Origin of the sequence: Variovorax sp. J31P207, assembly GCF_030316965.1 — a bacterium.
Lineage (GTDB): Bacteria > Pseudomonadota > Gammaproteobacteria > Burkholderiales > Burkholderiaceae_C > Variovorax > Variovorax ginsengisoli_B.
The window spans coordinates 475,495-500,233 of the sequence record NZ_JASZYN010000003.1 but is presented as its reverse complement, the minus strand read 5'-3'; the positions used below and the strand labels follow the sequence as shown (position 1 = coordinate 500,233).

Below are 24,739 nucleotides of genomic sequence, written 5' to 3'. Positions count from 1 at the left end.
AAGGAGACGCACCATGGCGAACAAAGGCGACACCACCCCACCCCGCAGCGAGGTTCTGCTCGAACTGCAGCGGCTCGAAGTCGGTTCGGCGGTCGCGCTGGTCGGCCATCCGCTGCACGTGATGCTGGTGCACTTCCCGGTCGCGTTCGTGGTCGCCACGCTCGGCGTCGATGTCTTCTACTGGTGGTCGGGAGATGTGTTCTGGCTGCGTGCGGGACTCTGGGCCGCCGGCATGGCCTTCTGGAGCGGTGTCGCGGCCAGCCTGGTCGGCACCGGAGAGCTGCTGCTGGTGCGCGGCATCCGGCTGCACGAGGCCAGCTGGTCGCATGCCATCGCCGCAATGACGCTGGTCGCCATCTCGGGCGCCAGCTGGGGCCTGCGCCTGACCGACCCGGCCTCGGTGCTGCCGCACGGCCTGATGCTGTCGGTGCTGGCGTCCGTCATGGTCGGCTTCGCCGGCTGGCATGGAGGCAAGCTGGTGTTCGATCATGGCATCGGCATCCTGGTGTCGCCGAAGGACTGATGCCACAAGCGTGACAGCCCGCCGGGCTCGAACAGGTGGGTGGCGAACTGGTTCGAATCGATCTGCGGCTTGGCCAGCACCACCCACAAGATGGCGAGGATCAGCACCGCGTAGGTGGCTGACAAGCTGATGAACGAGAAGCGTCCGAAGCGACCCGTGGGCGAAAACAGCTGGTGCACCACCAGGCCCGCCACCACGTGCAGCATCGCCATGATGCCGACCAGCACCATCTTGATCGAGAACCACTCCTCGTAGGTGGCCTGCAGAAAGATCAGCGCGGTGCCGCTGCCGACCGCGACGAAGGCGGCCGGCGAGGTCAGCTCCACATACACCAGCCGGACGATCCGGTGCAGCTGGTCGAGCTCGGCGCCGGCCTCGAGCCCGCGCCGCTGCCAGAACAGGAAGGGCAAGACCAGCAGGCCGCCCGACCAGACCGCGATCGTCGCCAGATGGACGAACTTGAGGAAGGTCGTCACAGGGCCGCCTCCGCGGGCCGCAGGCTGGTCCAGGCGCGCCAGAGTCCGGCGCCCAGGTAGGGCAGCATCGCCGGCACCCACATCAGCAGCCCGGCGAGCTGCTGGTCGGCCAGTGGCGTGAAGCCCCAGGCCAGGGTGCTCGCGAAATGCACCGGATAGAGCGGCTGCGCCGCGAAGACGATCAGGGCGCCCAGCAGACCCATCTGCCCGATCGTCACGGCGAGCGCGACCAGCGCCAGGCCCGAAGGCGTGGCCGGCGACAGGACGGCCCGCCACATCAGCCAGGCGCTGCCGAGCAGCGTGAGCTGCATCAGCCAGTAGGCCGGGACGCTCGCGAGCCCCCAGGCATAGGCGCCGGGCGCATGCCAGACCCACAGGGCGACCGCATGGGCCGCGACCAGCATCGGGAGGGGAACCGGGCTCGCGCGCCGCTGCGGGAAGGCCAGCGCCAGCAAGGGCGCCACCGCGCTCACCAGGATCACGTGATGCAGCACACGGACCGAGAACAACGCCGACGACAGGGCGCAAAGCGGCGACACGAAGACCACGGCCATCAGCGCCAGCGCGCCCCAGCCGGCGCGGGCATCGGCGCCGCGGCCGCGGGCGACCACGAACGCCAGGGCGGCGAGCGCGACCAGCAACGGCGGATCGAAGTTCCAGCGCGACCACGCATCGTCAGGCACCGCGGCGGCACCGCAGTAAGCGATCAGCGAATTCACCATGGCGGTTTCCTTCCCCCGTGCCGCGGCCGTGCACGCCCCGCGGACTGCTTGGTTTGGAAAATACTAGTCCAGCACGCCCGGCCTGTCGAAGGGTTCGACTCGAATGACAAACGCCCGTTTCTGTGCGAGGCGGGCGAAACCCGGCCGGCGGCACACGCCAGGCCCGACAATGCCGGGGTGCCTCCTTCCAACTCCCCCCCTTCGCCTGCGGCCTCGGCCGCCCACCCTTACGAGAGCCTCACGCCCGACGTGGTGCTGGATGCGCTGGCCGCAATCGACCTGCATGGCGACGGCCGTCTCACGGCCCTGAACTCCTACGAGAACCGGGTCTACCAGGTCCACCTCGAAGACCGCAGCGCCGTGGTGGTCAAGTTCTACCGGCCCGGCCGCTGGAGCGACGAACAGATCCTCGAGGAGCACGGCTTCGCACTCGAACTGGCGGCGGCCGAAGTGCCGGCCGTGGCGCCGATCGCGGTCGCCGGCCGCACGCTGCACCACCATGGCGGCTTCGCCTTCAGCGTCAGCCCCTACCGCGGCGGCCGCGGCCCCGAGCTCGACGACTTCGAGGTGCTCGAATGGGTGGGCCGGTTCCTGGCGCGCATCCACGCGGTCGGCGCCCGCACGCCCTTCGTCACCCGTCCGGCCCTCGATCTCCAGACCTTCGGCCTCGCGTCCCGCGACTGGCTGCTCGGCCACCAGATGGTGCCGCTGGACGTCCAGCGCGAATGGGAGGCCGCCTGCAACACCGCCTTCGAGATGATCGCCGGCAGCGCGCTCGGCATCGGCCATGACGGCGACAACGACCCGCCGCTGAAGCGGCTGCGGCTGCATGGCGACGTGCACCCCGGCAACATCCTCTGGACGCCGACCGACCGCCCCGGCGGCGGCCCGCACTTCGTCGACCTCGACGATGCCCGCACCGGCTTCGCTGTGCAGGATCTCTGGATGCTGCTGTCGGGCGACCGCGCCCAGCAGACCGGGCAACTGAGCGGCCTGCTCGACGGCTACGAGCAGTTCCGCGACTTCGACCGCCGCGAGCTGGCGCTGGTCGAGCCGCTGCGCACCTTGCGCCTGATCCACTACAGCGCCTGGCTGGCGCGGCGCTGGGAAGACCCGATCTTCCCGATCAACTTCCCGTGGTTCGGCTCCAGCGACTACTGGAAGGGGCAGATCCAGATGCTGCAGGACCAGTGCGAGGCGATGGCCGAGGAGCCCCTCTACGCCTGATCGGCGGCCGGCACGCCGGCCCGCACGGCGCGAAGAAAGCCCTGCACCACCGCGTTCTCGGGCCCTTCGCGCCAGACGCAGTAGGCATCCGAGCCGGCCACGTCCTCGTCGAGCGGGCGGAACAGCGCGCCGCGCAGCGCGGCCCGGCGCAGCGCGCTCGGCACCAGCGCCACGCCCATCCCCTGCGAGACCAGCGAGACCACCGACAGCCAGTGCCGCACCTCGTGCCGCACTTCGGGCCGGAAGCCGGCGTCGGCGCAGATCGCGAGGATCCGCTCGTGGTAGTCGGGCGACGCGCTGCGCGAGAACAGGACGAAGGGTTCGTCGCGCAGGCTGGCGATGGCCACCGTGCGCCTGCGCGCGAGGCGATGCCCGACCGGCAGGCAGGCGACGAAGGGCTCCGACAGCAGCAGCTCGTGGCGCAGCTCGGCCGGCATGCGGCTGGTGTGGACGAAGCCGAAGTCCAGCCGGTCGTGCAGCAGCTCGGTGATCTGTTCGCCCGAGTTGAGCTCGGCCAGCGTGACGCGCACCGCCGGATGCCTGGCCTGGAACTTGGCCAGCGCCTGCGGCAGGCCGCGATAGAGCGTGGCGCCGACGAAGCCGATCCGCAAGCGCCCCGCCGAGCCCTGCGAGACGTCGTGCGCCTCGAGGGCCGCCTCCTCGGCCTGGCGCAGCAGCCGCCGGGCCGAGGCCTGCAGCGCCTGGCCGGCCGGGGTCAGCCGCACCTCCTTGCTGTTGCGGTCGAACAGCCGCGCGCCGACCGATTCCTCGAGCTGGCGGATGGCGACGCTCAGCGGCGGCTGCGAGATCGACAGCCGGCGTGCCGCGCGGCCGAAATGAAGCTCGTCGGCGAGGACGACGAAGTAACGCAGGTGCCGAAGTTCCATGCGGGGCAGTTTTCCACAATAGGCAAATCAGATCAATCAAGTCATATCTGATATTGGACAAGCATCGTCAACCGCGAAAAGATGCGCGTCCGACAAGGAGACGAGACATGTCCAGCACACCCGCCCATCCCGTGCCCGACCGCCACGGGCAGAACCTCTTCACCACCGACGCCGAGCTGCACCGGATGCTCGCGCTTTATCTGCCGCCCGAACTGGTGCGCCACATGCGCCCGCACTTCGAGCGCCTGGGCGCCCTCGCCGGCGGCCGGCTCGACGAGCTGGCGCAGACCGCCGACAAGAACCCGCCGACCCTGTCGCTGCGCACCCGCACCGGCATCGACCAGCAGAAGGTCAACAAGCATCCCGCCTATGTCGAGATGGAGCGCCTCGCGCTCAGCGAGTTCGGGCTGGCCGCGATGTCGCACCGCGAAGACACGCTGGGCTGGAAAGGCAAGATGCCGCCGCTGGTCAAGTACGTGCTGACCTACCTCTTCGTGCAGGCCGAGTTCGGGCTCTGCTGCCCGGTCTCGATGACCGACTCGCTGGCCCGCACGCTGAAGAAGTTCGGCAGCCCCGAGCTGGTCGAGCGCTTCCTGCCGCGCTTCCAGTCGCTGGACTTCGACACCCTGGCCCAGGGCGCGATGTTCATGACCGAGCAGGCGGCCGGCTCCGACATCGCGGCCACCCTCACGCTGGCCCGCAAGGACGCGGCCGGCCAATGGCGCCTCGAAGGCGACAAGTGGTTCTGCTCCAATCCCGACGCCGACTTCGCGATGGTGCTGGCGCGTGCCGACGATGCGCCGGCCGGCATGAAAGGCGTCTCGCTGTTCCTGCTGCCCAGGCAGCTGGAGGACGGCAGCGCCAACCACTACCGCATCCTTCGTCTCAAGGACAAGCTGGGCACCCGCTCGATGGCCAGCGGCGAGATCCGCCTCGAGGGCGCGCTCGCCTACCTGGTCGGCGAGCCGGGACGCGGCTTCCAGCAGATGGCCGACATGGTCAACAACTCGCGCCTGTCGAACGGCGTGCGCGCCGCCGGCCTGATGCGCCGCGCCGTCGCCGAGGCCGAGTTCATCGCGGGCGAGCGCCGCGCCTTCGGCCGCCGGCTGGCCGACATGCCCCTGATGCAGCGGCAGCTGAACAAGCTCAGGCTGCCGGCCGAGCAGGCCCGCACCATGGTGTTCCAGACCGCCCAGGCGCTGGCCCGCTCCGACGCCGGCGAAGCGGGTGCCTATGCGCTGCTGCGGATCCTCACGCCGCTCATCAAGTTCCGCGCCTGCCGCGATGCCCGCAAGCTGACCGGGGATGCGATGGAAGTCCGCGGCGGCTGCGGCTACATCGAGGAATGGAGCGACCCGCGCCTGGTGCGCGATGCCCACCTGGGCTCGATCTGGGAGGGCACCAGCAACATCGTCGCCCTCGACGTGATCCGCGCCGTCAAGCGCGAGAACTCGCTGCCGGCGCTGCAGGCGCATTTCGGTGGCCTGCTCGACGACACCGCCGTGGCGCCGGCCTTTGCCGACGCCCTGCGCGATGCGCTGGCGCGCGCGGCGGCACTGGCCGCAACCGCGGCGCACGAAGACGGCGACGTCCTGGCACGGCAGGCAGCCTCCGCCCTCTATCACGTCTGCAGCGCGATCGCGATGGCCTGGGAAGGCGCGCGCAGCGGTTCGCCGCAGCGTATCGAGTGGGCGCAGGGCGTGCTGCTGCACCGCGTGCTGCCGCGCGATCCGCTGGCGCCGGATGCGGTGCCGGCCGCGTGGCACGGCCCGGCGATCGCGAAGCAGGCCGCCACCGCCTGACGAACCCCACAGAACATCAAGGAGACACCATGAAACTGCTCAAGACCCTCGTCCTCGCCGCCGGCGTCTGCGCCCTGCCGGCACTGCCCATCGTGTCGACGGCGCAGGCCCAGGCTTTTCCGACCAAGCCGATCTCGCTGATCATCCCGTTCCCGCCGGGCGGGCCCACCGACGCGATGGCGCGCACCCTGGCCGCAGAGATCAAGGGCAGCCTGGGCCAGCCCGTGATCGTCGAGAACCGCGCCGGCGCCGGCGGCAACATCGGTGCCGACTTCGTGGCCCGCGCCCTGCCCGACGGCCACACGCTGCTGTTCGGGACCTCGGGCCCGCTGGCCATCAACGCCAGCCTCTACCGCAAGATCAGCTACGACCCGACCACCAGCTTCGCGCCGGTGATCCAGATCGGGCAGCTGCCCAACATCCTGGTGGTGAACCCCTCGCTGCCGGTGAAGGACGTGCGCGAGCTGATCGCCTATTCCAAGGCCCACCCCGGCCGGCTCAGCTATGCCTCGTCAGGCAACGGCGCCTCCTCGCACCTGGCGGGCGTGCTGTTCAACGGCATCGCCGGCACCGACCTGCAGCACGTGCCCTACAAGGGCACCGGGCCGGCGCTCAACGACCTGCTGGGCGGCCAGGTGTCGATGAGCTTCACCGACGTCCTGACCGCGCTGCCCTACATCAAGGCCGGCAAGCTGCGCCCGCTCGGCATCGCCACCGCGCAGCGCTCGCAGGCCCTGCCCGACCTGCCGACGCTGGCCGAGCAAGGCGTCACGGGCTACGACGTCAGCGTGTTCTTCGGCATCGTGGCGCCGGCCGGCACGCCGCCCGAGACCATCGCCAGGCTGAACAAGGCCTTCACCGAGGCGCTCGCGACGCCCAAGGTGAAGCAGCTGTTCGCCTCGCAGGGGTTCGAGCCGGCGACCGACGCCTCGCCGCAGCAGCTCGGCCGATTCATCGCGGCCGAGACCGCCAAGTGGAAAGACGTCGTGAAGAAGTCCGGCGCCCAGCTCGATTGACGCCATGACCACCACCACCACAGTCAACACCGGCGCGCTGGCCGGCATCCGCGTCCTCGACATCTCGCGCATCCTCGGCGGGCCGTACTGCGGCCAGATCCTCGGCGACCATGGCGCCGACGTGCTCAAGGTCGAACCGCCGCAGGGCGACGACACCCGGACCTGGGGCCCGCCCTTCAAGGACGGCGTGGCCTCGTACTACCACGGCCTCAACCGCAACAAGCGCACCATGGCGCTCGACCTCGGCAGCGCCGAGGGCCGCGAGGCCCTGCTGGCCCTGGTGGCCGAGGCCGACGTGCTGATCGAGAACTTCAAGACCGGCACCATGGAGCGCTGGGGCATCGGCTACGAGGCGCTGTCCGAGCGCTTCCCGCGGCTGGTCTGGTGCCGCGTGTCGGGCTTCGGCGCCGACGGGCCGCTCGGCGCGCTGCCGGGCTACGACGCCGCGGTGCAGGCCATGACCGGCATCATGAGCATCAACGGCGAATCCGAGGGGGGTCCATTGCGCGTCGGACTGCCGGTGGTCGACATGGTGACCGGGCTCAACGCGGTGATCGGCGTGCTGCTCGCGCTGCAGGAGCGCCAGCGCAGCGGACGCGGCCAGTTCGTCGAGGCGGCGCTCTACGACAGCGGCCTGTCGCTGCTGCACCCGCATGCCGCCAACTGGTTCCTCGACGGCCGCACGCCGCGTCGCACCGGCAACGCGCACCCCAACATCTATCCCTACGACGCCCTACGTACCGGCACCGATCCGATCTTCCTGGCCGTCGGCAACGACCGCCAGTTCGCGAGCTTCTGCCGCACCATCGGCCTGCCGGAGCTGAGCGACGACCCGCTCTACCGCGACGCCGGATCGCGCTCGGTGAACCGCGACGGCCTGAAGCAGCGGCTCGAAGCGCAGCTGGCGACATTCGACGGCCGCCAGCTGGTCGACCAGCTCATGGCCGCGGGCGTGCCGGCAGCGCCGGTGCTGTCGGTCGATGCGGCGCTCGAGCATCCGCACACGGCGCATCGCGAGATGGTGGTCGAGATGGAAGGCGGCTGGCGCGGCATCGGCTCGCCGGTGAAGCTGAGCCGCACCCCGGCCAGCTACCGGCATCCGCCGCTGACGCCGGGCACGGGATTCGAGTAATCGCTACTTCAGGTAGGACCGCAGCGCCGCCACCACGGCCTCGGTGTCCTGGCCCCGCTGTGCCGGGTCGGCCTCGGGCCCCAGGTGCTCGCGGACGTGGCCTTCGAGGACTTCCAGCATCAGCCCGTTGACGGCACCGCGGATCGCGGCGATCTGCTGCAGGATCGCCATGCACTCGGTGCCCGCGCCGAGCGCGCTCTCCAGCGCCGAGGCCTGGCCCTTGATACGGCGCACCCGCGCCAGCAGCTTCGCGCTTCCCGTGATGGTGTGGCTCATGGGGCGATTCTAGGCGGCCGTCCATATACTGGGGTAGAGTATCTGGCCATGCAGACTTTTCAAACCGCCCGGGGCTGGCAGCACGCCCACGTCTTCGACGACGGCAATCCCCTGGCCCAACGCGCCACGCTCTGGGCGGCGGTCCTTACCGCCGTGATGATGGTGATCGAGATCGCGGGCGGATGGATCTTCAATTCGATGGCACTGCTGGCCGACGGCTGGCATATGAGTTCGCACACCGTGGCCCTGGGCCTGTCGGTGGCCGCCTATGCGGCGGCGCGGCACTTCGCCGACGACCGGCGCTTTGCCTTCGGCACCTGGAAGATCGAGATCCTCGGCGGCTACACCAGCGCGATCGTGCTGGCGCTGGTGGCCGCGTCGATGCTCTGGCAATCCGTCGAGCGCCTGCTGGCCCCGAGCGCGATCCACTACGACCAGGCGATCGCGATCGCCGTGCTCGGACTGGGCGTGAACCTGGCCTGCGCCTGGCTGCTGCGCGGGGAAGACCACGGCCATGCCCATCACGGCCACCACGGCCACGACGGCCATGGGCACCACGACCTGAACCTGCGCGCGGCCTACCTGCATGTGGTGGCCGATGCCGCGACCTCGGTGCTCGCGATCGTCGCGCTGTTCGGCGGCAAGCTCTGGGGCGCCGACTGGCTCGACCCGCTGATGGGCATCGTCGGCGCCGGGCTGGTCGCGGTCTGGGCCGCCGGGCTGATGCGCGAGTCGGGTCGGGTGCTCCTCGACGCCGAGATGAATGCGCCGGTGGTGGCCGAGATCCGCGAGGTGATCGATGCCAGCCCGGTGCCGGCCACGCTGTGCGATCTCCATGTGTGGCGGGTCGGCAAGGGCAAGTACGCCTGCATCGTCTCGCTGGCCACCGCCGGCGATGTCGGGCCGGACTACTTCAAGCAGCGGCTGCGCATCCACGAGGAGCTGGTCCACATCTCGGTCGAGGTGAACCACCTGGCGGCGGCCCCCGGGCTCAGGCCAGCAGCTGCACCGTGATGAGCTGCCAGTGCTGCGGCTCGACCGGCGTGATCGACAGCCGGTTGCCCTTGCGCAGCACCAGCATGTCGGCCAACGCCGGCGTGGCGCGCAGTTCCGGCAGCGACAGCAAACGCGTCTTGCGCAGCGCCTCCACGTCCAGCAGCAGCCAGCGCGGCTGCTCGGCCTTGGACGCGGCATCGAAGTAAGGCGAGGCCGGATCGAACTGGGTCGGATCGGGCCGGGTACCGGATGCCACGCGCGCGATGCCGACGATGCCGGGCTCCGGGCAGCTCGAGTGATAGAACAGCACCCCGTCGCCGACCTGCATCGCATCGCGCATGAAGTTGCGCGCCTGGTAGCTGCGCACGCCGGTCCAGGGCACCGTCGACTTCGGCGCCGCGAGGGCGTCGTCGATCGAGCACTCGTCGGGCTCGGACTTCATCAACCAGTAGCCGGACATGGCGGCGTCGCGCAGCGCGTGCCTCAGACCAGCAGGGCGTTGACCCGGCGCACGTAGGCGGCGGGGTCGGCCGGCAGGCCGCCTTCGGCCAGCAGCGCCTGGTCGAACAGGATGTTGGCCAGGTCGTCGAAGTGCGCCGACCCCTCCAGCTTCTTCACCAGCGGATGCTCGGCGTTGACCTCGAGCACCGGCTTGAGCTCGGGCGCCGGCTGGCCGGCCTGCTTGAGCATGCGCGCCAGCTGGGTGCTCATGCCGCCGTCCTGCACCACCAGGCAGGCCGGCGAATCGACCAGTCGGGTGGTGACGCGGACGTCCTCGGCCTTGTCCTTGAGTGTCTCCTTGAGCCGCTCCAGCAGCGGCTTGAAGGACTCGGCGGCTTCCTCGGCCGCCTTCTTCTCGGCCTCGTCCTGCAGCTTGCCCAGGTCGACCGCGCCCTTGGCCACGCTCTGCAGCGGCGTGCCGTCGAACTCGGTCAGGTAGTTGAGCGCCCACTCGTCGACCCGGTCGGTCATCAGCAGCACCTCGATGCCCTTCTTCTTGAAGATCTCGAGCTGCGGGCTGTTCTTGGCGGCGGCCAGCGTGTCGGCCGTGATGTAGTAGATCGCGTCCTGGCCGTCCTTCATGCGCGACTTGTAGTCGGCAAAGCTGACGCTGACCGTGTCGCTGGTGCTGGAGGCGAAGCGCAGCAGCTTGGCGATGCGCTCGCGGTTGCCGAAGTCCTCGCCCAGGCCTTCTTTCAGGACCGCGCCGAACTCGGCATAGAAGCGGGCGTACTTGCCCGATTCGTCGGCGTATTCCGCAGCGGCTTCGGCCGCGGGCGTGCTGTGGTCGGCCTTCTTGTCGACCACGTCGGTCACGCCTTCGGTCGGCTCGGGCGCCGGCACCGACTCGCCGGAGCCGACGTCGATCTTGCCCTCGCCGCTCTCGGCCGCCGTCTTCTGCTTCTTTGCCAGGTCCTCGAGCATGCCCAGCACGCGCTTGGTGCTGCCTTCGCGGATCGCCTTGACGTCGCGGCTCTCCTGGAGCAGCTCGCGGCTCACGTTGAGCGGCAGGTCGGCCGAGTCGATCACGCCCTTGACGAAGCGCAGGTAGCTCGGCAGCAGCGCCTCGGCGTCGTCCATGATGAACACGCGCTTGACGTACAGCTTGACACCAGCGCCCTTGTCGCGGTTCCACAGGTCCATCGGCGCCTTGGCCGGGATGTAGAGCAGCTGGGTGTACTCGGTGTTGCCCTCGACCCGGTTGTGGCTCCAGGCCAGCGGCGCCTCGAAGTCGTGGCTGATGTTCTTGTAGAAGTCGACGTACTGCTCTTCGCTGATGTCCTTCTTGGCCCGGCTCCAGAGCGCGTTGGCCTTGTTGACCGGCTCCCATTCGCCGGTCTTGACCATCGCGCCGCCCTTGTTGTCCTCGCCTTCCTTCCACTCCTCCTTCTCCATGAGGATCGGCAGCGAGATGTGGTCGGAGTACTTGCCGATGATCGACTTGAGCTTCCAGGCGTTGAGGTATTCCTCGGCGTCGTCGCGCAGGTGCAGGGTGACGCTGGTGCCGCGTTCGGCGCGGCTGATGCTGTCGACCTCGAAGTCGCCGGCGCCGCTGCTGACCCAGCGCACGCCCTCTTCGGCCGGCAGTCCGGCGCGGCGCGATTCGACCGTGATCTTGTCGGCCACGATGAAGCCGGAGTAGAAGCCGACGCCGAACTGGCCGATCAGCTGCGCGTCGGCCTTCTGGTCGCCCGACAACCGGCTCATGAATTCCTTGGTACCGCTCTTGGCGATGGTGCCGAGGTTGTCGATGGCTTCCTGCTGGCTCAGGCCGATGCCGGTGTCGGTGATGGTCAGGGTCTTGGCTTCGGCATCGAAGGCGACCCGCACGTCGAGCCGGGGCTGGTCTTCGAACAGCGCAGGCTGGTCGATGGCTTCGAAACGCAGCTTGTCGCAGGCGTCGGACGCATTCGAGATCAGTTCGCGCAGGAAGATTTCCTTGTTCGAGTAGAGCGAATGCGTGACCAGGTGCAGCAGCTGGGCGACTTCGGCCTGGAACGGGAGTTTGGTCTTGGAGAGGGTCATGGCGCGAGAACAATCAAAGGAAAAAACGGTTCGCCGACGGCGAACGTTCAACTTTACAAGACCTGGGGCTGGCCGGCCCGATCGCAAGGGCCGGCGGTTTCAAAGCCTTACGAGGCTCAGCGCGGCTGCGACTCGACCTCGCGCGTCCAGCGGTCGATCAGCCGCTTGCGCTCCGCCGCCTGGCCGTACTTCTCGAAGTCGTACTTGATGAGCTTGACGCCGTCCATCGACGGGATGCGCGGATCGGGCTTGAAGGTCCGGTTGGCCGGCGACTGCAGGCTGCCGGCCTGGGCGCCGATGGCCTGGCCGGCCGGGCTCATGAGCCAGTCGTAGTAGCGCTGGGCGTTGGCCTTGTTGCGCGCGCCCTTGACCAGCGCGATGCCGCCGATCTCGTAGCCGGTGCCTTCGCAGGGCGCCGCGCTCTTGACCGGGTACTTGTCCTGGCGCCATTTGTCGAAGCCGAAAATGAAGCTGATGCCGACCGCCACCTCGCCCTTGGCCACATTGGGCGCCTGGGCCTGGCCGCTGCGGGTGTAGGTGGTGGTGTTGCGGTGCAGCTTCTTCAGGTAGTCGAAGGCGGCGTCCTCGCCCATCAGCTGCACCAGCCCGGCGACGATGGTGTAGCCGGTGCCGCTGGTGGCGGGGTGCGACATCTCGATCTCGCCCTTGTATTCGGGCTTGACCAGGTCGGCCCAGCAGCGCGGCTCCGGCAGGTGCTTCTTCTTGAGCACCTCGGTGTTGAAGCCGAAGCCCATGGCACTGGTGTAGAAGCCGCCGACCCGGTTCCCCGACATCGCGTACTGCCGCACCGACCAGTCGTACAGGTCGTTGATGTAGGCCGGGCGGTAGGGCTCGAGCAGGCCTTCCTCGGCCGCCTGCAGGAAGGGGTCGCCGGTGCCGCCCCACCAGATGTCGGTCTTCGGATTGGCGGCCTCGGCCCGCAGCTGGGCACCGATCTCGCCGGTGCCCTTGTGCGCCTGCAGCACGCGGATGCCGGTGGCCCGGCTGAACTCGGCCGCCGCCGCCTCGCACCAGCCGGCGTCGGTGCTGCACAGGGCATTGACCGTGCCCTGGGCCTGCGCCGCCAGGGCGGTGGCGGTCAGGACGAGGGCGGCGAGGGCTGGGGCAACGAAACGGCGCATGAAGTCTCCCGGGTTCACGAACGAGACGCGCAGGATAGCGCCCCCGGGAGCGGCGGCTTCAGGAAGCGATCGGCGGCAGATGGACCCGCGCCACCAGGCCGCTGCGGTCGCTCCGGTTGGCCAGCACGATGCGCAGCCCGTTGCGCAGCGCCGCCGCCTGCGCGATCGCCAGCCCCAGCCCGCTGCCGCCGGCCGGCGCGCCGGCGACGCGGTAGAAGCGGTCGAAGACGCGCTCGAGCTGGTCGCCCGGGATGCCGGGGCCGTCGTCCACCACCTCGACCACCGGCTGGCCGTCGACCGCATGCAGCCGGACGTCGACCACGCCGCCCTCGGCCGCATAGCGCACCGCGTTGTCGATCAGGTTGTCGAACACGCTGCGCAGATCGGCCGCTGGCGCACTGACCCACGGCGTGACGAGGCCTTCGAAGCCGACATCGACCCGGCGCTGGTCGGCCAGCACCATCAGCTGGCCGACGCTGTCGCGCAACAGCATCGCGAGGTCCACCGGGCCGCGGGCGCCCGCGGCCGGCGCGTCCTGGCGCGACAGGCGCAGCAGCTGCTCGATCAGGTGCTGGGCGCGCCGGACGCCGCCCTCGAGCTGGGCGAAGCGCTCGGCCGCGTCGCCGTGCGGCACATGGCCGCGCAAGTTCTCGATCTGCAGGCCGATCGCCGCCATCGGCGTGCGCAGCTCGTGCGCTGCGTCCTGCATGAAGCGGCGCTGGGTCGACAGCGCGCCCCGCAGCCGGCCCAGCAGGCTGTTGAAGGCCGCCACCAGCGGCGCGATCTCCTCCGGCACCCGGGCCACCGGCACGCCGTCGGGGCTGGCCTCGTCCTGCGCCGCCAGGTCGCGGGCGACGATGCGCAGCGAGCGCGAGGCGGCCGAGACGATGGCCCACAGCAGGCCGAGCGTGATCGGCAGCAGGAGCAGGATCGGCAGGCTCTCGAGCAGCGCCCGGCGCACGATCCGGTGGCGCCGGAAGCCGTCGTTCTGCACCACCTGCACCCGCGGCGAGCCGTCGGGCGGCTCGGCGGCCAGCGTGTAGACCCGCCATCCGCCCGTGTCGCCAGGGCCGAGGCGGACATCGCCGAAGCCCGGCTGCGACTGCAGCGGCAGCGCCAGGCCGGCCCACGAGGTGGCCTGCAAGGTGCTGCCGTCGGCGCTCCACACCTGGACCACGAAGGCGCCGCGCTGGACGACGTCGTCGCTGCTCACCGGCTGCAGCGTGGGCAACCGGTGGTGGGTCGCATGCGACTCGGCCACCAGCCGCATCTGGTCGTCCATGAAGTTGTTCACCAGCCGGCCGTAGGCGACGTAGGAAAGCCACACGGTGGCCGCGATCGCCAGCAGGTGCAGCGCCACCAGCCAGGCCAGCAGCCGGGCGCGCAGCGAGCGCGGGCGCCAGCCCCAGCCCGCGTTCACGCCGGTGCGACCCGCCAGCCGAGCCCGCGCACGTTGCGGATCGCCTCGGCACCGAGCTTGCGCCGCATGCCGTGGATCAGCACGTCGATCGCGTTGCTCGTGACCTCGTCGCCCCAGCCGTAGATGCGGTCTTCGAGCTGCTCGCGCGACAGGATGGCACCAGGCCGCTCCAGCAGCGCATGCAGCAGCGCGAATTCGCGCGCGGTGAGCGCCTCCCGCACGCCGTTGGCGAGCACGTCGCGGGTCGTGAGGTCGAGTTGCAGCGCCGCGGTGCCGATGACCGAATGCGCGGCGCCGTCGCGGCGCCGCACCACGGCGCGCATCCGCGCCAGCAGTTCACGCAGGGCGAAGGGCTTCAGCAGGTAGTCGTCGGCGCCCAGGTCGAGCGTCTGGATCCGGTCGTCGAGCCCGTCGCGGGCGGTCAGCACCAGCACCGGGGTGGCGTCGCCGCGGGTGCGGGCGCGCCGCAGCACCTCGGTGCCGTCCTGCTTCGGCAGCCCGAGATCGAGCAGCACGCAGGTGTAGCCGCCATCGGCGAGCGCGCTGTTCGCCAGCAGGCCGTCGCGGACCCAGTCGACCGACCAGCCGGCGCGGTCGAGCGCATGCATCAGGCTCGCGCCGATCATTTCGTCGTCTTCGACCAGCAATGCGCGCACGGAATCTCCTTGGAACAGGTTCGACGGCGAGGCTACGCCCGGATTATTAGCGCCGCATGAGCGGACGATGCTCCGATCGGTCAGCTGGCGTTCAGACCGCAGGCGGACGATGGTTGTTCCCCATTTCACCGCCCGAGGAGGCGTCCGGATGAATTTTTCCCCCAAGACCTTGCTGGCCGCAGCGGGCCTGCTGGCCGTGCTCGGCGCCCAGGCCCAGCAACTGCCGGCCGGCGCGCCTGCCGGCACCACGGTGCAATGCAAGGACGGCAGCTTTGCGTCGCCCGACACCAAGTCGGGCGCCTGCCGCGGACACAAGGGCATCCAGACCTGGTACGGCAAGGCCGACGCGAAACCTGCAGCGGCACCTGCGGTGGCAGCCGCACCGGCCGCCGCCGCACCGGCCGCGGCCGCGGCGGCCGCCAAGCCGGCGCGACCCGATCCGGCGACGATGGCCGCCGCACCCGGCGGCGGGGCCGGCAAGGTCTGGGCCAACGACGAGACCAAGGTCTACCACTGCATGGGCGACCGCTACTACGGCAAGACCAAGAAGGGCGAGTACCTGAGCGAAGCCGAGGCCAAGGCCAAGGGGATGCACGCCTCGCACAACAAGGCCTGTACGGGCTGAGGCTGCTCGCGCCTGCCCCCCGTGGCTCAGAACCGTTCGTCGGCGCCCAGGTAGCGCCACTGGCCGACCGGCAGGTTGCCCAGCACCACCCGGCCGATGCGAATGCGCTTGAGCCCCACGACCTTGAGCCCAACCAGCTCGCACATGCGGCGGATCTGGCGCTTCTTGCCCTCGGTCAGCACGAAGCGCAGCTGCTCGGGGTTCTGCCAGTCGACCTTGGCCGGCTTCAGCGGCTGGCCGTCGAGGCTCAGGCCGTGGCGCAGCTTCGCGAGCAGTTCGCGCGGAAAGGCGGCCTGCGAGTTCTGCGCCACCGGGCCGTAGGCCACCCGCACCAGGTATTCCTTTTCGATGCCGGAATCCTCGCCGATCAACTGCCGCGCCACGCGGCCATCCTGCGTCAGCACCAGCAAGCCGACCGAGTCGATGTCGAGCCGGCCGGCCGGCGCCAGGCCGCGCAGCTGCGGCGGCGAAAAGCGGTTGCGGCTGGGATCCTCGCGCCAGTGGGTGCGCGGATTGATCAGCACCACCGCGGGCTCGTGACCGTCCTCGGCCTGCCCGCTGACATAGCCCATCGGCTTGTGCAGCAGGATCGTCACCTGCTGCTGCTGCTGGTTCTGCGCCTTGCGGTCGACCTCGATGCGGTCGGAGGGCATCACCTTGACGCCCATCTCGGCCACCTGGCCGTTGACCTTGACCCAGCCCTGCGCGATCCAGTCGTCGGCCTCGCGGCGCGAGCACAGGCCCAGCTCGGCCATGCGCTTGTTGAGGCGGGAGGGGGCGGGCGTCTCGGACATCGCGCCCATTGTCCGCGATCCGCGGCGTGCGTTTTTCACGCAAGCGCCGCCTGTTGCAATCGCGTGGGCCGCCGCGTGATTTCGTTGCTTTGCGGGCGTGCGGGGCATGCGTACAACCGATCCATGGGCTGAACAAGGAACTGCACATGGACATCCATGCGATCTCGCTGATCGTCGACGAACCGATCGCCGGTCACTTCTACTGGGTGCTGCAGAAGCAGGAGGGCAGCGACTGCCGCCCGATCGACGCCGCTGCCGGGCCGATGCCGACCTACGGCGCGGCGATGATGGCCGGCATCGAGGCACTGCAGCGGCGCACCGAGGCGCACGGCGACGCCGGGCCGCCCACGATGCATTGACGCCGGCGACCGCAGTCGCGATCCGAGACCTCGGCCATCGCCAATCGCGAGCGCTGTGGCCGGCGGGTTGGGGCACACTTCCGGCGCATGGCGCCGCATCTTCGCGGCGCCCCAACGACGAGACACCCCATGATCCGAAAGCTGCTCACCCTCGCCGCCCTGGCGCTGGCATTCACCGCCGCGCAGGCCCAGCCCTATCCCGCCAAGCCGATCCGCATGATCGTGCCGTTCCCGCCCGGCGGCGGCACCGACATCCTGTCGCGGCTGGTCGCCAACAAGCTGACCGAGGTCAGCAAGTGGACCGTGGTGCCCGACAACCGCGCCGGTGCCGGCGGCACCATCGGCATCGCCGAGGCGGTGCGGGCGGCGCCCTCGGGCTACGAGATGGTGATGGGCCAGAAGGACAACATGGTCGTCGCGCCCTGGCTCTACAAGAACCTGAGCTACGACCCGACCAAGGACCTGGTGGCGGTGGCGCATGTCGCCTACACGCCGGTGGTGATCGTCACCCGCAGCGATTCCAAGTTCAAGACGCTGGCCGATGTCGTCGCGGCGGCGCGCGCGACGCCCGACTCGATCACCTACGGCTCGCCCGGCAACGGCACCACCATCCACCTGGCCGGCGAGATCTTCAAGAGCGCCGCCAACATCAAGATGCGCCACGTGCCCTACAAGGGCTCGAACGCCGCGATGATGGACGTGCTGGCCGGCAACGTCGACCTCATGGTGTCGTCGCTGCCCTCGGCCATGAGCCAGATCCAGGGCGGCAAGCTGCGCCCCCTGGCCGTGACCTCGGCGCGCCGCAGCAGCTCGCTGCCGGACGTCCCCACGGTGGCCGAACTGGGCTACAAGGGCTTCGACGTCAGCACCTGGTATGGCCTCTTCATGCCGGCCGGCACGCCCAAGGACGTGGTCGTGACTGTCAACGCCGAAGTCAACAAGCTGCTGGCCACGCCCGAGATGAAGGCCGCGATCATCGCCCAGGGCGCCGAGCCGCAGGCCATGACGCCGCAGGAACTCGAGACCCTGCTGAAGACCGACTACCAGAAGTGGAAGTCGATCGTGCAGGCCTCCGGCGCAACGATCGAGTAACCCTTCAGGTCAGTCGCGGATATCGGCGACCGGGTTGGCGCCGAAATCCGGACGCGCCAGGTACTTCAGGATCTTGGCGGCGGCCGACGCCGGGCTGTCGAGCAGGCCGTCGGCCTTGAACTTCTCGAAGCGCACACGGTCCGGGAACATGTCGGCTTCGGCGCCCCGCAGCGCCACCTGCATGTCGGTGTCGATGATGCCGGGGGCCAGCGAGACGATCCGCGCGCCGTTGGCGGCCGCCTTTTCTTCCAGCGCCACGGCGCGCGAGAAATGGTCCATGCCGGCCTTGGCGGCACAGTAAGGCGCCTGGCTGCCCATCGCATTGCGCCCCAGGCCGGAGGAGATGTTGAGCACCTTGCGCTCGGCGCGCCAGCCCTTGGTGGCCCCGAGAAAGGCCGAGGCCAGCAGCATCGGCGCCTCGAGTCCGACCCGCAGCGCCTGCGCCAGCTCGCTCGCCACCGCTTCGGACAAGGGGCGCGGACGGCCGACCATGCCGGCGTTGTTGATCAGGGTCGCGCTGTCGAAGGCGTCGGCGTCGAGCCCCTGCAGCCACGCCGCAAGCCGCGCTGCGCCCGGCACCGGATCGGACAGGTCCAGCTGCCACTGTTCCAGCTCGGCACCGGCCTCGCGGGCACGGGCGGCGAGCTGCTCGTCGGCCTGGCGGGAGATGCACAGCAGGCGTTGGCCGGGTTGCAGCAACTGCTCGGCCATGGCGCGGCCCAGGCCGCGGGAAGCGCCGGTGATGATGGTGAGGCGGGAAGAAGTCATGGAGTTTTGGGGAGTTTTCGTGAGCTATGGCGCGCCGGCGCCGCTTGCGCGCAGGCCGACCCTTCCTATGGTATCGGCGGCTGACTAGAATCCGCCAGCTTTCACATCGTCCTGGCCATGCCCACCCACTACCAAGCAGCGAGCGAGCCCCTTCACTTCGCCCAGCGCTTCGGTCTGGCCTTCCGCCCGGAGGCGTCGATCGTGCGGCCGGGCGAGCAAGGCCTGTTCGTGCGGCGACCCCGCGCCGACGACACGGCCCAGGATTCACTGGCCCGCTTCCAGATCGCCCCCGGGCGCTGGGGCCTGATCCCGCTGTTCAGCAAGGACGGCCAGGACCTCCACACTCACGAGGCGCGCGGCGAGACCGCCTTTGCCGAGCGCAACTTCTACCAGCCCTGGAAGCGCGGCCATCGCTGCGTGATCCTCGCCGATGCCGTGTTCCAGGACGCCGACAGCGAGGGCCAGACCGTGCGCGTCTCGCGCACCGACGGCCAGCCGCTCGCCCTGGCCGGCCTCTGGAACGGCTGGCGATCGCCCGCCGGCGAATGCGTCGAGAGCTTCGCGCTGCTGACTTTCGGCGCCCCGGGCCAGCCGGAGCAGCGCCGCACCGCGATCCTGCGCGACGCCTGGATCGACGACTGGCTGCATTGCCCGGTGGAGGAAACCGCGGCCTACCTGCGGCCCTATGCCGACGACAAGCTGGCACGGCACACGCTGCCGACCGCGTCGGTAAGCGCGGCCTAGCGTGGCCTAGTCGGCCAGTCGCAGGGCCTCGATCAACCCGGCGATGTTGCCGACCCCGAGCTTCTCGTAGATCACCTGGATCTGGTTGCGCACGGTGGCCGGCGAGCGGGTCAGCGTCTGCGCGATCTCCTTGTGGGTGTCGCCCTTGGCGATCAGCTTGGCGATCGTGAACTCGCGCGCCGTCAGGCCGTCGGCGCGGCAGCGCGGCCGGGCCTTGAGGAACAGCAGCTGCTGCTCGACGCGGGCGTCGACCACCACGGCGCGGCCGCGAAAGCGCTCGCCGTCGCCCTGGAAGTGGCTCGCGAGCGCAGCCGGCAGCCGGCGCTCCTGCCAGTCGTCCCACTCCTCGCCGGCCAGCGCGGCGAAGCGCGCATCCGAGTGGTAGACCACGCCGCGCATGTCGGCGATGGCACTGCCGCGGGGCACCGCGTCCTGCTCGGCCGGCCCGAGCCGCTCCAGGTGCATCTTGCGGTTGATCGCCAGCGCCTCCATCACGTGCGGTGCAAGCAGCGCCAGCAGGCCGGTCTCCTCGGGCGTGTAGCCGGCATCGCGCTCGGCGCGGTAGAGCAGGATCCAGTGGGCGAAGCGGGTCGCGGGATCGATCACGGTGGTGGCCAGCATGTTCTCGATCTCGAAGCGTCGCATCATGTCGCGGATCTCCTGCTGGCGCGGGTCGGAGAACCAGCTCTCGAGGTGGAAGCCGCGCGTCGCCCGGGGCTCGGCGAACATGCCCGCCACCGCCGTGTCCAGGTGCTTGACCGACTCGTAGGCCGGCAGCATCTCGGGCGACTTGTTGTGCAGGTGGACGGTGTGGATGTCGGCGCCGCCGGCCGAGGGCGCGGCCGTGCCCCACAGCGACGAGTCGAACGGGAGCACCCCCTTGACCAGCCCGAGCGCGGCGTCCTGGAATTCGGTGATCGGCAGGTCCTGGGCCATGCGGTAGAGCCGCAGGAGCAGTTGGCTGTAGCGTTGCAGTTCGTCGAGTGGGTGCATCGGGGAATGTCGTTGTCGTGGCCGGAGATGCCGCGCCAGCATTCTGCATGCCCGAGCGCGGCCCGCCCCCGCCCTTGCCCCCGCTACGCAGCGCCCTTGCCCGCCGTCACGCTGGCGCGCAGCGCTGCCAGGTCGATCACGCGCAGGCCGCCGTACTCGACCCGGATCGCGCCCTGCGCCTGCAGCGCGCGCAGGGCCTCGTTGACCCGCTGGCGCGACAGCCCGATCAGGTAGGCCAGCTCCTGCTGCGTGATCCGCAGCAGCTCGCCGACTCCCGGGAACAGCACCGGGTTGAACAGCGCCGCGAGATTGCGCGCCACGCGCACGTCGGGGTCGTTGAGCCGGTCGGTCTCGCGCGCCGCGATGAACTGCGCCAGGCGCTCGTTCAGCTGGTTCATCACGAAGCGGTTGAAGCCGATCGAGTGATCGAGCAGCCAATGGAAGTCGTCCGCCGGCAATCCCCCCACCACGCTGTGGCGCAAGGCCTGGACGTTGTAGCGGTAGGGCTCGCGCTTGAGCACCGTGCCCTCGCCGAACCAGCCACCCGGCGGCAGACCGCTGTAGGTCATCGAGGTGCCGTCGGCGTTGTCGTTGCTCATCTTGAGCAGGCCGGCGACGACGCCGAACCAGTAGGTCGGCGGCCGGCCGATGCGGCAGACCAAGTCGCCCGGCTCGGCCTCGCCGACCACCACCGCGGCCTCGGCGCGGCGCCGTTCGGCGGGCGTCAGCGCGTCCAGCCATGGAATGCTGGCGAGCTCTTCGGCACTGGCCGGTCGCACGCGGTCGCGGATCGTGGAGGTGCCAAGGTCGGTGCCGAGCATCGGGAAACTCCGGGGAGTGTTGTCCCTAGGATTGTCGTTCAAACGACAAGTTGGCGTCAAAGTTGGTCCTACAGTCCGCCCATCGTGCAGACCATCCCTCCTACTTTTCCTCGCCTGTTGCTGGGCCATGCGCAGCATCAGCCCGATGCCCCCGCGGTGCGCGAGAAGGATCTCGGCATCTGGCAGAGCTGGTCCTGGGCGGACGTCGCGCGCGAAGTGCGTGATTTCGCCTGCGGCCTGGCGAGCCTGGGCTTCAAGGCCGGCGACAACCTGGCCATCGTCGGCGCCAACCGGCCGCACCTCTACATGGCGGTGATCGCGGCGCAGTGCCTGCGCGGCGTGCCGGTGCCGCTCTACCAGGACGCGGTGGCGGGCGAGATGGTCTTCATGCTCGAGGACGCCGCGGTCGAGTTCGTGGTCGCCGAGGACCAGGAGCAGGTCGACAAGCTGCTCGAATGCCGCGAGATGCGGCCTGCGATCCGCCATATCGTCTACGACGACCCGCGCGGACTGCGCCACTACGACCAGCCCGGCCTGCTCGGCTACGACAAGCTGTGCGAACTCGGCCGCGCCTGGGACGCCGCCCACCCCGGATTTTTCGACCAGAGCGTCGCCGCCGGCGAAGCCTCCGACGTGGCCGTGATCCTCTACACCTCGGGCACCACCGGGCGCCCCAAGGGCGTCTGCCAGACGCACGCGAGTTTCATCGCGGCCGGCCGCGGCGGCGTCGAGACCGACCGGCTCGGCCCCGGCGACAACATCATGAGCTACCTGCCGATGGCCTGGGTCGGCGACCATCTGTTCTCGGTCGCGCAGTGGCTGGTGGGCGGCTTCACGCTCAACTGCCCCGAGTCGGCCGAGACCGTGATGAACGACATGCGCGAGATCGGCCCGAGCTATTACTTCGGCCCGCCGCGCACCTTCGAGGGCCTGCTCACCGCCGTGTCGATCCGCATGGAGGACGCGGCCGCGCCCAAGCGCTGGCTGTATGCGAAATTCATGGCACTGGCGCGGCGCGTAGGCGCCGACATCCTCAACGGCGCCCCGGTCGGCGCCAGGGACCGCCTGCTGTACGCCCTCGGCGACTTGGCTGTCTACGGGCCGCTGCGCAACGTGCTGGGCATGAGCCGCATCCGCGTGGCCTACACGGCAGGTGCGGCGATCGGGCCCGACCTGTTCCGCTTCTACCGCTCGATCGGCGTCAACCTCAAGCAGTTCTACGGCCAGACCGAGACCTGCGCCTATGTCTGCCTGCAGCAGGACGGCAAGGTCAAGCTGCAAACCGTGGGCAGCGCGGCGCCCGGCATCGAGCTCAAGATCGCCGACGACGGCGAGGTGCTGGTGCGCGGCGTGTCGGTGCTGCAGGGCTACTACAAGCGGCCCGACGCCACCGCCGAGGTGCTCGACGCCGACGGCTACTTCCACACCGGCGATGCCGGCGTGCTCGATGCCGAAGGCCACCTGCGCATCATCGACCGGGCCAAGGACGTCGGCCGCATGCAGGGCGGCGCGATGTTCGCGCCCAACTACATCGAGAACAAGCTCAAGTTCTTTCCCCAGATCAAGGAAGCCGTGTGCTTCGGCGACGGCCGCGACGAGGTCTGCGCCTTCGTCAACATCGATTTCGAGGCCGTCGGCAACTGGGCCGAACGGCGCGGCCTGGCCTATGGCGGCTATGTCGACCTGGCGGCCAAGCCCGAGGTGCTGGGACTGGTGGCCGATTGCATCGCCCAGGTCAACGCCGACCTGGCCACCGAGGAAGGCATGGGCGACACCCAGATCGCGCGCTTCCTGGTGCTGCACAAGGAGCTCGACCCCGACGACGACGAACTCACGCGCACGCGCAAGGTGCGGCGCGGCTTCATCGCCGGCAAGTACGCGGTGCTGATCGAGGCGCTGTACGGCGGCAAGACGGAGCAGTTCATCGAGACCCAGGTCAAGTTCGAGGACGGCCGCACGGGCGCGGTCAGCGCGACACTGAAGATCGTCGATGCCAAACGTTTCCCAGCGCTGAAAGCAGCCGCATGAGCAGCAGGAAGACCGGCGACGTCATCCTGGACGTGCAGAACATCTCCCTCAGCTTCGGCGGCGTCAAGGCGCTGACCGACATCAGCTTCGATGTCCGCGAGCACGAGGTGCGCGCGATCATCGGCCCCAACGGCGCCGGCAAGAGCTCGATGCTCAACTGCATCAACGGCGTCTACCAGCCGCAGCAGGGCCAGATCACTTTCCGCGGCCAGCACTTCAGGCACATGAACTCGCGCCAGGTGGCCGAGATGGGCGTGGCGCGCACCTTCCAGAACCTGGCGCTGTTCAAGGGCATGAGCGTGCTCGACAACATCATGACCGGGCGCAACCTCAAGATGAAGAGCGGCATCCTCGCGCAGGCGCTGCGCTGGGGGCCGGCCGCGCGCGAGGAAATCGCGCAGCGCGAATTCGTCGAGCGCATCATCGACTTCCTCGAGATCCAGCTGCACCGCAAGACGCCCGTGGGCCGCCTGCCCTACGGCCTGCAGAAGCGGGTCGACCTCGGCCGGGCGCTGGCGATGGAGCCGCAGGTGCTTCTGCTCGACGAGCCGATGGCCGGCATGAACGTCGAAGAGAAGCAGGACATGAGCCGCTTCATCCTCGACGTCAACGACGAGTTCGGCACCACGATCGTGCTGATCGAGCACGACATGGGCGTGGTGATGGACATCTCCGACCGCGTGGTGGTGCTCGACTACGGCAAGAAGATCGGCGACGGCACGCCCGACGAGGTACGCAACAACGAGGACGTGATCCGGGCTTACCTGGGGACGGAACACTGATGGGCTTTTTCCTCGAAACCCTGTTCGGCGGCCTGATGGCCGGCATGCTCTACGCGCTGGTCGCGATCGGCTTCGTGCTGATCTTCAAGGCCTCGGGCGTCTTCAACTTCGCGCAGGGCGCGATGGTGCTGTTCGCGGCGCTGACGATGGCGCGCTTCGCCGAATGGATCCCGCGCTGGACCGGCCTCGACAACATGCTGCTGGTCAACCTGCTGGCGGCCTGCGTGGCGGCCGCGGCGATGGTGGTCGTCGCCTGGCTGGTCGAGCGGCTGGTGCTGCGCCACCTGGTCAACCAGGAAGGCATCACGCTGCTGATGGCGACCCTGGGCATCAGCTACTTCCTCGACGGCGCCGGCCAGCTGCTGTTCGGCAGCAGCACCTACAAGATCGACGTCGGCATGCCGAAGGACCCGATGATCGTGCTGGAGAACACCTTCCAGGGCGGCCTGCTGCTGAGCAAGGAAGACCTCTACGCCGCGGCGATGGCCGCCCTGCTGGTGGTGCTGCTGTCGCTGTTCTTCCAGAAGACCAAGACCGGCCGGGCGCTGCGCGCGGTGGCCGACGACCACCAGGCGGCACAGTCGATCGGCATTCCGCTGGCCCGCATCTGGGTCATCGTCTGGTCGGTCGGCGGCCTGGTCGCGCTGGTGGCCGGGGTCATCTGGGGCTCCAAGCTCGGCGTGCAGTACTCGATCTCGCTGGTGGCGCTCAAGGCCTTCCCGGTGGTGATCCTCGGCGGCCTGACCTCGGTGCCCGGTGCGATCCTCGGCGGCCTGATCATCGGCGTCGGCGAGAAGCTGTCGGAAATCTACCTCGGGCCGATGGTCGGCGGCGGCATCGAGAACTGGTTCGCCTACGTGCTGGCGCTCGCCTTCCTGCTGGTCCGCCCGCAGGGCTTGTTCGGCGACAAGATCATCGACCGCGTCTAGGGC

At 69.5% G+C, this 24,739-nt stretch carries 26 protein-coding genes; 13 read left to right on the top strand and 13 right to left on the bottom strand.

What is annotated here, in order from left to right; all coding sequences use genetic code 11:
* The first annotated feature begins 13 nt into the window (after positions 1–13).
* On the top strand, positions 14–523 hold the full coding sequence (locus tag QTI68_RS13680; RefSeq protein ID WP_286522050.1) for a DUF2231 domain-containing protein: 510 nt from the start codon (positions 14–16) through the stop codon (positions 521–523).
* Here QTI68_RS13680 and QTI68_RS13675 read toward each other — a convergent pair.
* Together QTI68_RS13675 and QTI68_RS13670 are read right to left on the bottom strand one after the other, a co-directional pair.
* On the bottom strand, positions 487–999 hold the full coding sequence (locus QTI68_RS13675; RefSeq protein ID WP_286522049.1) for a HemJ family protein: 513 nt from the start codon (positions 997–999) through the stop codon (positions 487–489). The genes QTI68_RS13680 and QTI68_RS13675 overlap by 37 nt on opposite strands.
* On the bottom strand, positions 996–1,721 hold the full coding sequence (locus tag QTI68_RS13670; protein WP_286522048.1) for a cytochrome c oxidase assembly protein: 726 nt from the start codon (positions 1,719–1,721) through the stop codon (positions 996–998). The genes QTI68_RS13675 and QTI68_RS13670 overlap by 4 nt, the downstream gene beginning before the upstream one ends.
* A 177-nt stretch (positions 1,722–1,898) precedes the next feature.
* On the opposite strand from QTI68_RS13670, the gene QTI68_RS13665 reads away from it, so the two are divergent.
* A complete protein-coding gene (locus QTI68_RS13665; protein ID WP_286522047.1) occupies positions 1,899–2,948 on the top strand; it encodes a serine/threonine protein kinase in 1,050 nt (349 codons plus the stop codon).
* On the opposite strand, the gene QTI68_RS13660 is transcribed toward QTI68_RS13665, so the two are convergent.
* Positions 2,939–3,835, bottom strand: coding sequence for a LysR family transcriptional regulator (locus QTI68_RS13660; protein WP_286522046.1), 897 nt, complete (start codon positions 3,833–3,835; stop codon positions 2,939–2,941). The two genes, QTI68_RS13665 and QTI68_RS13660, sit on opposite strands and share 10 nt — an antisense overlap.
* A gap of 107 nt (positions 3,836–3,942) precedes the next feature.
* Between QTI68_RS13660 and QTI68_RS13655 the strand changes: the two genes are divergently transcribed.
* Genes QTI68_RS13655 through QTI68_RS13645 form a run of 3 tightly spaced genes read left to right on the top strand, consistent with a single transcriptional unit; the run spans position 3,943 to position 7,785 of the window.
* Positions 3,943–5,637 carry an acyl-CoA dehydrogenase family protein gene (locus QTI68_RS13655; RefSeq protein ID WP_286522045.1) on the top strand — a complete coding sequence of 565 codons (1,695 nt, stop codon included), beginning with the start codon at positions 3,943–3,945 and terminating at the stop codon, positions 5,635–5,637.
* A gap of 29 nt (positions 5,638–5,666) precedes the next feature.
* The gene (locus QTI68_RS13650) at positions 5,667–6,653 is read left to right on the top strand and encodes a Bug family tripartite tricarboxylate transporter substrate binding protein (RefSeq protein ID WP_286522044.1); all 987 of its coding nucleotides are present in this window, start codon (positions 5,667–5,669) and stop codon (positions 6,651–6,653) included.
* Positions 6,654–6,657: 4 nt separating this feature from the next.
* A complete protein-coding gene (locus QTI68_RS13645; protein WP_286522043.1) occupies positions 6,658–7,785 on the top strand; it encodes a CaiB/BaiF CoA transferase family protein in 1,128 nt (375 codons plus the stop codon).
* Positions 7,786–7,788: 3 nt separating this feature from the next.
* Here QTI68_RS13645 and QTI68_RS13640 read toward each other — a convergent pair whose 3' ends face one another.
* Complete coding sequence (locus QTI68_RS13640; RefSeq protein WP_286522042.1) at positions 7,789–8,061, bottom strand: metal/formaldehyde-sensitive transcriptional repressor; 273 nt, start codon at positions 8,059–8,061, stop codon at positions 7,789–7,791.
* Between the two features lie 48 nt (positions 8,062–8,109).
* On the opposite strand from QTI68_RS13640, the gene dmeF reads away from it, so the two are divergent.
* The gene (gene dmeF, locus QTI68_RS13635) at positions 8,110–9,075 is read left to right on the top strand and encodes a CDF family Co(II)/Ni(II) efflux transporter DmeF (protein WP_286522041.1); all 966 of its coding nucleotides are present in this window, start codon (positions 8,110–8,112) and stop codon (positions 9,073–9,075) included.
* On the opposite strand, the gene QTI68_RS13630 is transcribed toward dmeF, so the two are convergent.
* The 5 genes from QTI68_RS13630 to QTI68_RS13610 all read right to left on the bottom strand — a co-directional run bounded on the left by QTI68_RS13630 (position 9,053) and on the right by QTI68_RS13610 (position 14,801).
* Positions 9,053–9,517: an EVE domain-containing protein gene (locus tag QTI68_RS13630; RefSeq protein WP_286522040.1), complete on the bottom strand. Its 465-nt coding sequence runs from the start codon at positions 9,515–9,517 to the stop codon at positions 9,053–9,055. The two genes, dmeF and QTI68_RS13630, sit on opposite strands and share 23 nt — an antisense overlap.
* 23 nt (positions 9,518–9,540) lie before the next feature.
* The gene (htpG, locus tag QTI68_RS13625; RefSeq protein WP_286522039.1) at positions 9,541–11,583 is read right to left on the bottom strand and encodes a molecular chaperone HtpG; all 2,043 of its coding nucleotides are present in this window, start codon (positions 11,581–11,583) and stop codon (positions 9,541–9,543) included.
* 116 nt (positions 11,584–11,699) lie between these two features.
* Positions 11,700–12,725, bottom strand: coding sequence for an ABC transporter substrate-binding protein (locus QTI68_RS13620; RefSeq protein ID WP_286522038.1), 1,026 nt, complete (start codon positions 12,723–12,725; stop codon positions 11,700–11,702).
* A 58-nt stretch (positions 12,726–12,783) separates the two neighbouring features.
* The gene (locus tag QTI68_RS13615; RefSeq protein WP_286522037.1) at positions 12,784–14,145 is read right to left on the bottom strand and encodes a sensor histidine kinase; all 1,362 of its coding nucleotides are present in this window, start codon (positions 14,143–14,145) and stop codon (positions 12,784–12,786) included.
* A complete protein-coding gene (locus QTI68_RS13610) occupies positions 14,142–14,801 on the bottom strand; it encodes a response regulator (protein ID WP_286522036.1) in 660 nt (219 codons plus the stop codon). The genes QTI68_RS13615 and QTI68_RS13610 overlap by 4 nt, the downstream gene beginning before the upstream one ends.
* Positions 14,802–14,949: 148 nt before the next feature.
* Between QTI68_RS13610 and QTI68_RS13605 the strand changes: the two genes are divergently transcribed.
* The gene (locus QTI68_RS13605; RefSeq protein ID WP_286522035.1) at positions 14,950–15,426 is read left to right on the top strand and encodes a DUF3761 domain-containing protein; all 477 of its coding nucleotides are present in this window, start codon (positions 14,950–14,952) and stop codon (positions 15,424–15,426) included.
* A gap of 26 nt (positions 15,427–15,452) precedes the next feature.
* Here the strand turns inward: QTI68_RS13605 and QTI68_RS13600 are convergent, their stop codons facing one another.
* Positions 15,453–16,220 carry a pseudouridine synthase gene (locus QTI68_RS13600; RefSeq protein WP_286522034.1) on the bottom strand — a complete coding sequence of 256 codons (768 nt, stop codon included), beginning with the start codon at positions 16,218–16,220 and terminating at the stop codon, positions 15,453–15,455.
* Positions 16,221–16,366: 146 nt separating this feature from the next.
* Here QTI68_RS13600 and QTI68_RS13595 point away from each other — a divergent pair, with 146 nt between their 5' ends.
* Complete coding sequence (locus QTI68_RS13595) at positions 16,367–16,579, top strand: hypothetical protein (protein ID WP_286522033.1); 213 nt, start codon at positions 16,367–16,369, stop codon at positions 16,577–16,579.
* A gap of 129 nt (positions 16,580–16,708) precedes the next feature.
* Positions 16,709–17,671 carry a Bug family tripartite tricarboxylate transporter substrate binding protein gene (locus tag QTI68_RS13590; RefSeq protein WP_286522032.1) on the top strand — a complete coding sequence of 321 codons (963 nt, stop codon included), beginning with the start codon at positions 16,709–16,711 and terminating at the stop codon, positions 17,669–17,671.
* A 9-nt stretch (positions 17,672–17,680) separates the two neighbouring features.
* On the opposite strand, the gene QTI68_RS13585 is transcribed toward QTI68_RS13590, so the two are convergent.
* On the bottom strand, positions 17,681–18,439 hold the full coding sequence (locus tag QTI68_RS13585; RefSeq protein WP_286522031.1) for an SDR family NAD(P)-dependent oxidoreductase: 759 nt from the start codon (positions 18,437–18,439) through the stop codon (positions 17,681–17,683).
* Between the two features lie 117 nt (positions 18,440–18,556).
* Here QTI68_RS13585 and QTI68_RS13580 point away from each other — a divergent pair, with 117 nt between their 5' ends.
* On the top strand, positions 18,557–19,183 hold the full coding sequence (locus tag QTI68_RS13580; protein WP_286522030.1) for an SOS response-associated peptidase family protein: 627 nt from the start codon (positions 18,557–18,559) through the stop codon (positions 19,181–19,183).
* A 6-nt stretch (positions 19,184–19,189) separates the two neighbouring features.
* Here the strand turns inward: QTI68_RS13580 and QTI68_RS13575 are convergent, their stop codons facing one another.
* Both QTI68_RS13575 and QTI68_RS13570 read right to left on the bottom strand, forming a co-directional pair.
* Complete coding sequence (locus QTI68_RS13575) at positions 19,190–20,176, bottom strand: helix-turn-helix transcriptional regulator (protein ID WP_286522029.1); 987 nt, start codon at positions 20,174–20,176, stop codon at positions 19,190–19,192.
* A gap of 83 nt (positions 20,177–20,259) precedes the next feature.
* Entirely contained in the window at positions 20,260–20,997 is a 738-nt protein-coding gene (locus QTI68_RS13570; protein WP_286522028.1) for a Crp/Fnr family transcriptional regulator, read from the bottom strand.
* A gap of 93 nt (positions 20,998–21,090) precedes the next feature.
* On the opposite strand from QTI68_RS13570, the gene QTI68_RS13565 reads away from it, so the two are divergent.
* Genes QTI68_RS13565 through QTI68_RS13555 form a run of 3 tightly spaced genes read left to right on the top strand, consistent with a single transcriptional unit; the run spans position 21,091 to position 24,736 of the window.
* Entirely contained in the window at positions 21,091–23,025 is a 1,935-nt protein-coding gene (locus QTI68_RS13565; RefSeq protein WP_286522279.1) for an AMP-dependent synthetase/ligase, read from the top strand.
* A complete protein-coding gene (locus QTI68_RS13560) occupies positions 23,022–23,807 on the top strand; it encodes an ABC transporter ATP-binding protein (RefSeq protein WP_286522027.1) in 786 nt (261 codons plus the stop codon). The genes QTI68_RS13565 and QTI68_RS13560 overlap by 4 nt, the downstream gene beginning before the upstream one ends.
* On the top strand, positions 23,807–24,736 hold the full coding sequence (locus QTI68_RS13555) for a branched-chain amino acid ABC transporter permease (RefSeq protein WP_286522026.1): 930 nt from the start codon (positions 23,807–23,809) through the stop codon (positions 24,734–24,736). The genes QTI68_RS13560 and QTI68_RS13555 overlap by 1 nt, the downstream gene beginning before the upstream one ends.
* Positions 24,737–24,739: the final 3 nt, after the last annotated feature.

What these genes read in the sequence shown, in the direction of transcription:
- QTI68_RS13630 (WP_286522040.1), bottom strand. Translation starts at nt 9,517, where the DNA reads ATGTCCGGCTACTGGTTGATGAAGTCCGAGCCCGACGAGTGCTCGATC.
- htpG (WP_286522039.1), bottom strand. Translation starts at nt 11,583, where the DNA reads ATGACCCTCTCCAAGACCAAACTCCCGTTCCAGGCCGAAGTCGCCCAG.
- QTI68_RS13600 (WP_286522034.1), bottom strand. Translation starts at nt 16,220, where the DNA reads ATGTCCGAGACGCCCGCCCCCTCCCGCCTCAACAAGCGCATGGCCGAG.
- QTI68_RS13670 (WP_286522048.1), bottom strand. Translation starts at nt 1,721, where the DNA reads ATGGTGAATTCGCTGATCGCTTACTGCGGTGCCGCCGCGGTGCCTGAC.
- QTI68_RS13570 (WP_286522028.1), bottom strand. Translation starts at nt 20,997, where the DNA reads ATGCTCGGCACCGACCTTGGCACCTCCACGATCCGCGACCGCGTGCGA.
- dmeF (WP_286522041.1), top strand. Translation starts at nt 8,110, where the DNA reads ATGCAGACTTTTCAAACCGCCCGGGGCTGGCAGCACGCCCACGTCTTC.
- QTI68_RS13605 (WP_286522035.1), top strand. Translation starts at nt 14,950, where the DNA reads ATGAATTTTTCCCCCAAGACCTTGCTGGCCGCAGCGGGCCTGCTGGCC.
- QTI68_RS13655 (WP_286522045.1), top strand. Translation starts at nt 3,943, where the DNA reads ATGTCCAGCACACCCGCCCATCCCGTGCCCGACCGCCACGGGCAGAAC.
- QTI68_RS13680 (WP_286522050.1), top strand. Translation starts at nt 14, where the DNA reads ATGGCGAACAAAGGCGACACCACCCCACCCCGCAGCGAGGTTCTGCTC.
- QTI68_RS13575 (WP_286522029.1), bottom strand. Translation starts at nt 20,176, where the DNA reads ATGCACCCACTCGACGAACTGCAACGCTACAGCCAACTGCTCCTGCGG.
- QTI68_RS13650 (WP_286522044.1), top strand. Translation starts at nt 5,667, where the DNA reads ATGAAACTGCTCAAGACCCTCGTCCTCGCCGCCGGCGTCTGCGCCCTG.
- QTI68_RS13590 (WP_286522032.1), top strand. Translation starts at nt 16,709, where the DNA reads ATGATCCGAAAGCTGCTCACCCTCGCCGCCCTGGCGCTGGCATTCACC.
- QTI68_RS13555 (WP_286522026.1), top strand. Translation starts at nt 23,807, where the DNA reads ATGGGCTTTTTCCTCGAAACCCTGTTCGGCGGCCTGATGGCCGGCATG.
- QTI68_RS13560 (WP_286522027.1), top strand. Translation starts at nt 23,022, where the DNA reads ATGAGCAGCAGGAAGACCGGCGACGTCATCCTGGACGTGCAGAACATC.
- QTI68_RS13645 (WP_286522043.1), top strand. Translation starts at nt 6,658, where the DNA reads ATGACCACCACCACCACAGTCAACACCGGCGCGCTGGCCGGCATCCGC.
- QTI68_RS13620 (WP_286522038.1), bottom strand. Translation starts at nt 12,725, where the DNA reads ATGCGCCGTTTCGTTGCCCCAGCCCTCGCCGCCCTCGTCCTGACCGCC.
- QTI68_RS13580 (WP_286522030.1), top strand. Translation starts at nt 18,557, where the DNA reads ATGCCCACCCACTACCAAGCAGCGAGCGAGCCCCTTCACTTCGCCCAG.
- QTI68_RS13595 (WP_286522033.1), top strand. Translation starts at nt 16,367, where the DNA reads ATGGACATCCATGCGATCTCGCTGATCGTCGACGAACCGATCGCCGGT.
- QTI68_RS13660 (WP_286522046.1), bottom strand. Translation starts at nt 3,835, where the DNA reads ATGGAACTTCGGCACCTGCGTTACTTCGTCGTCCTCGCCGACGAGCTT.
- QTI68_RS13640 (WP_286522042.1), bottom strand. Translation starts at nt 8,061, where the DNA reads ATGAGCCACACCATCACGGGAAGCGCGAAGCTGCTGGCGCGGGTGCGC.
- QTI68_RS13585 (WP_286522031.1), bottom strand. Translation starts at nt 18,439, where the DNA reads ATGACTTCTTCCCGCCTCACCATCATCACCGGCGCTTCCCGCGGCCTG.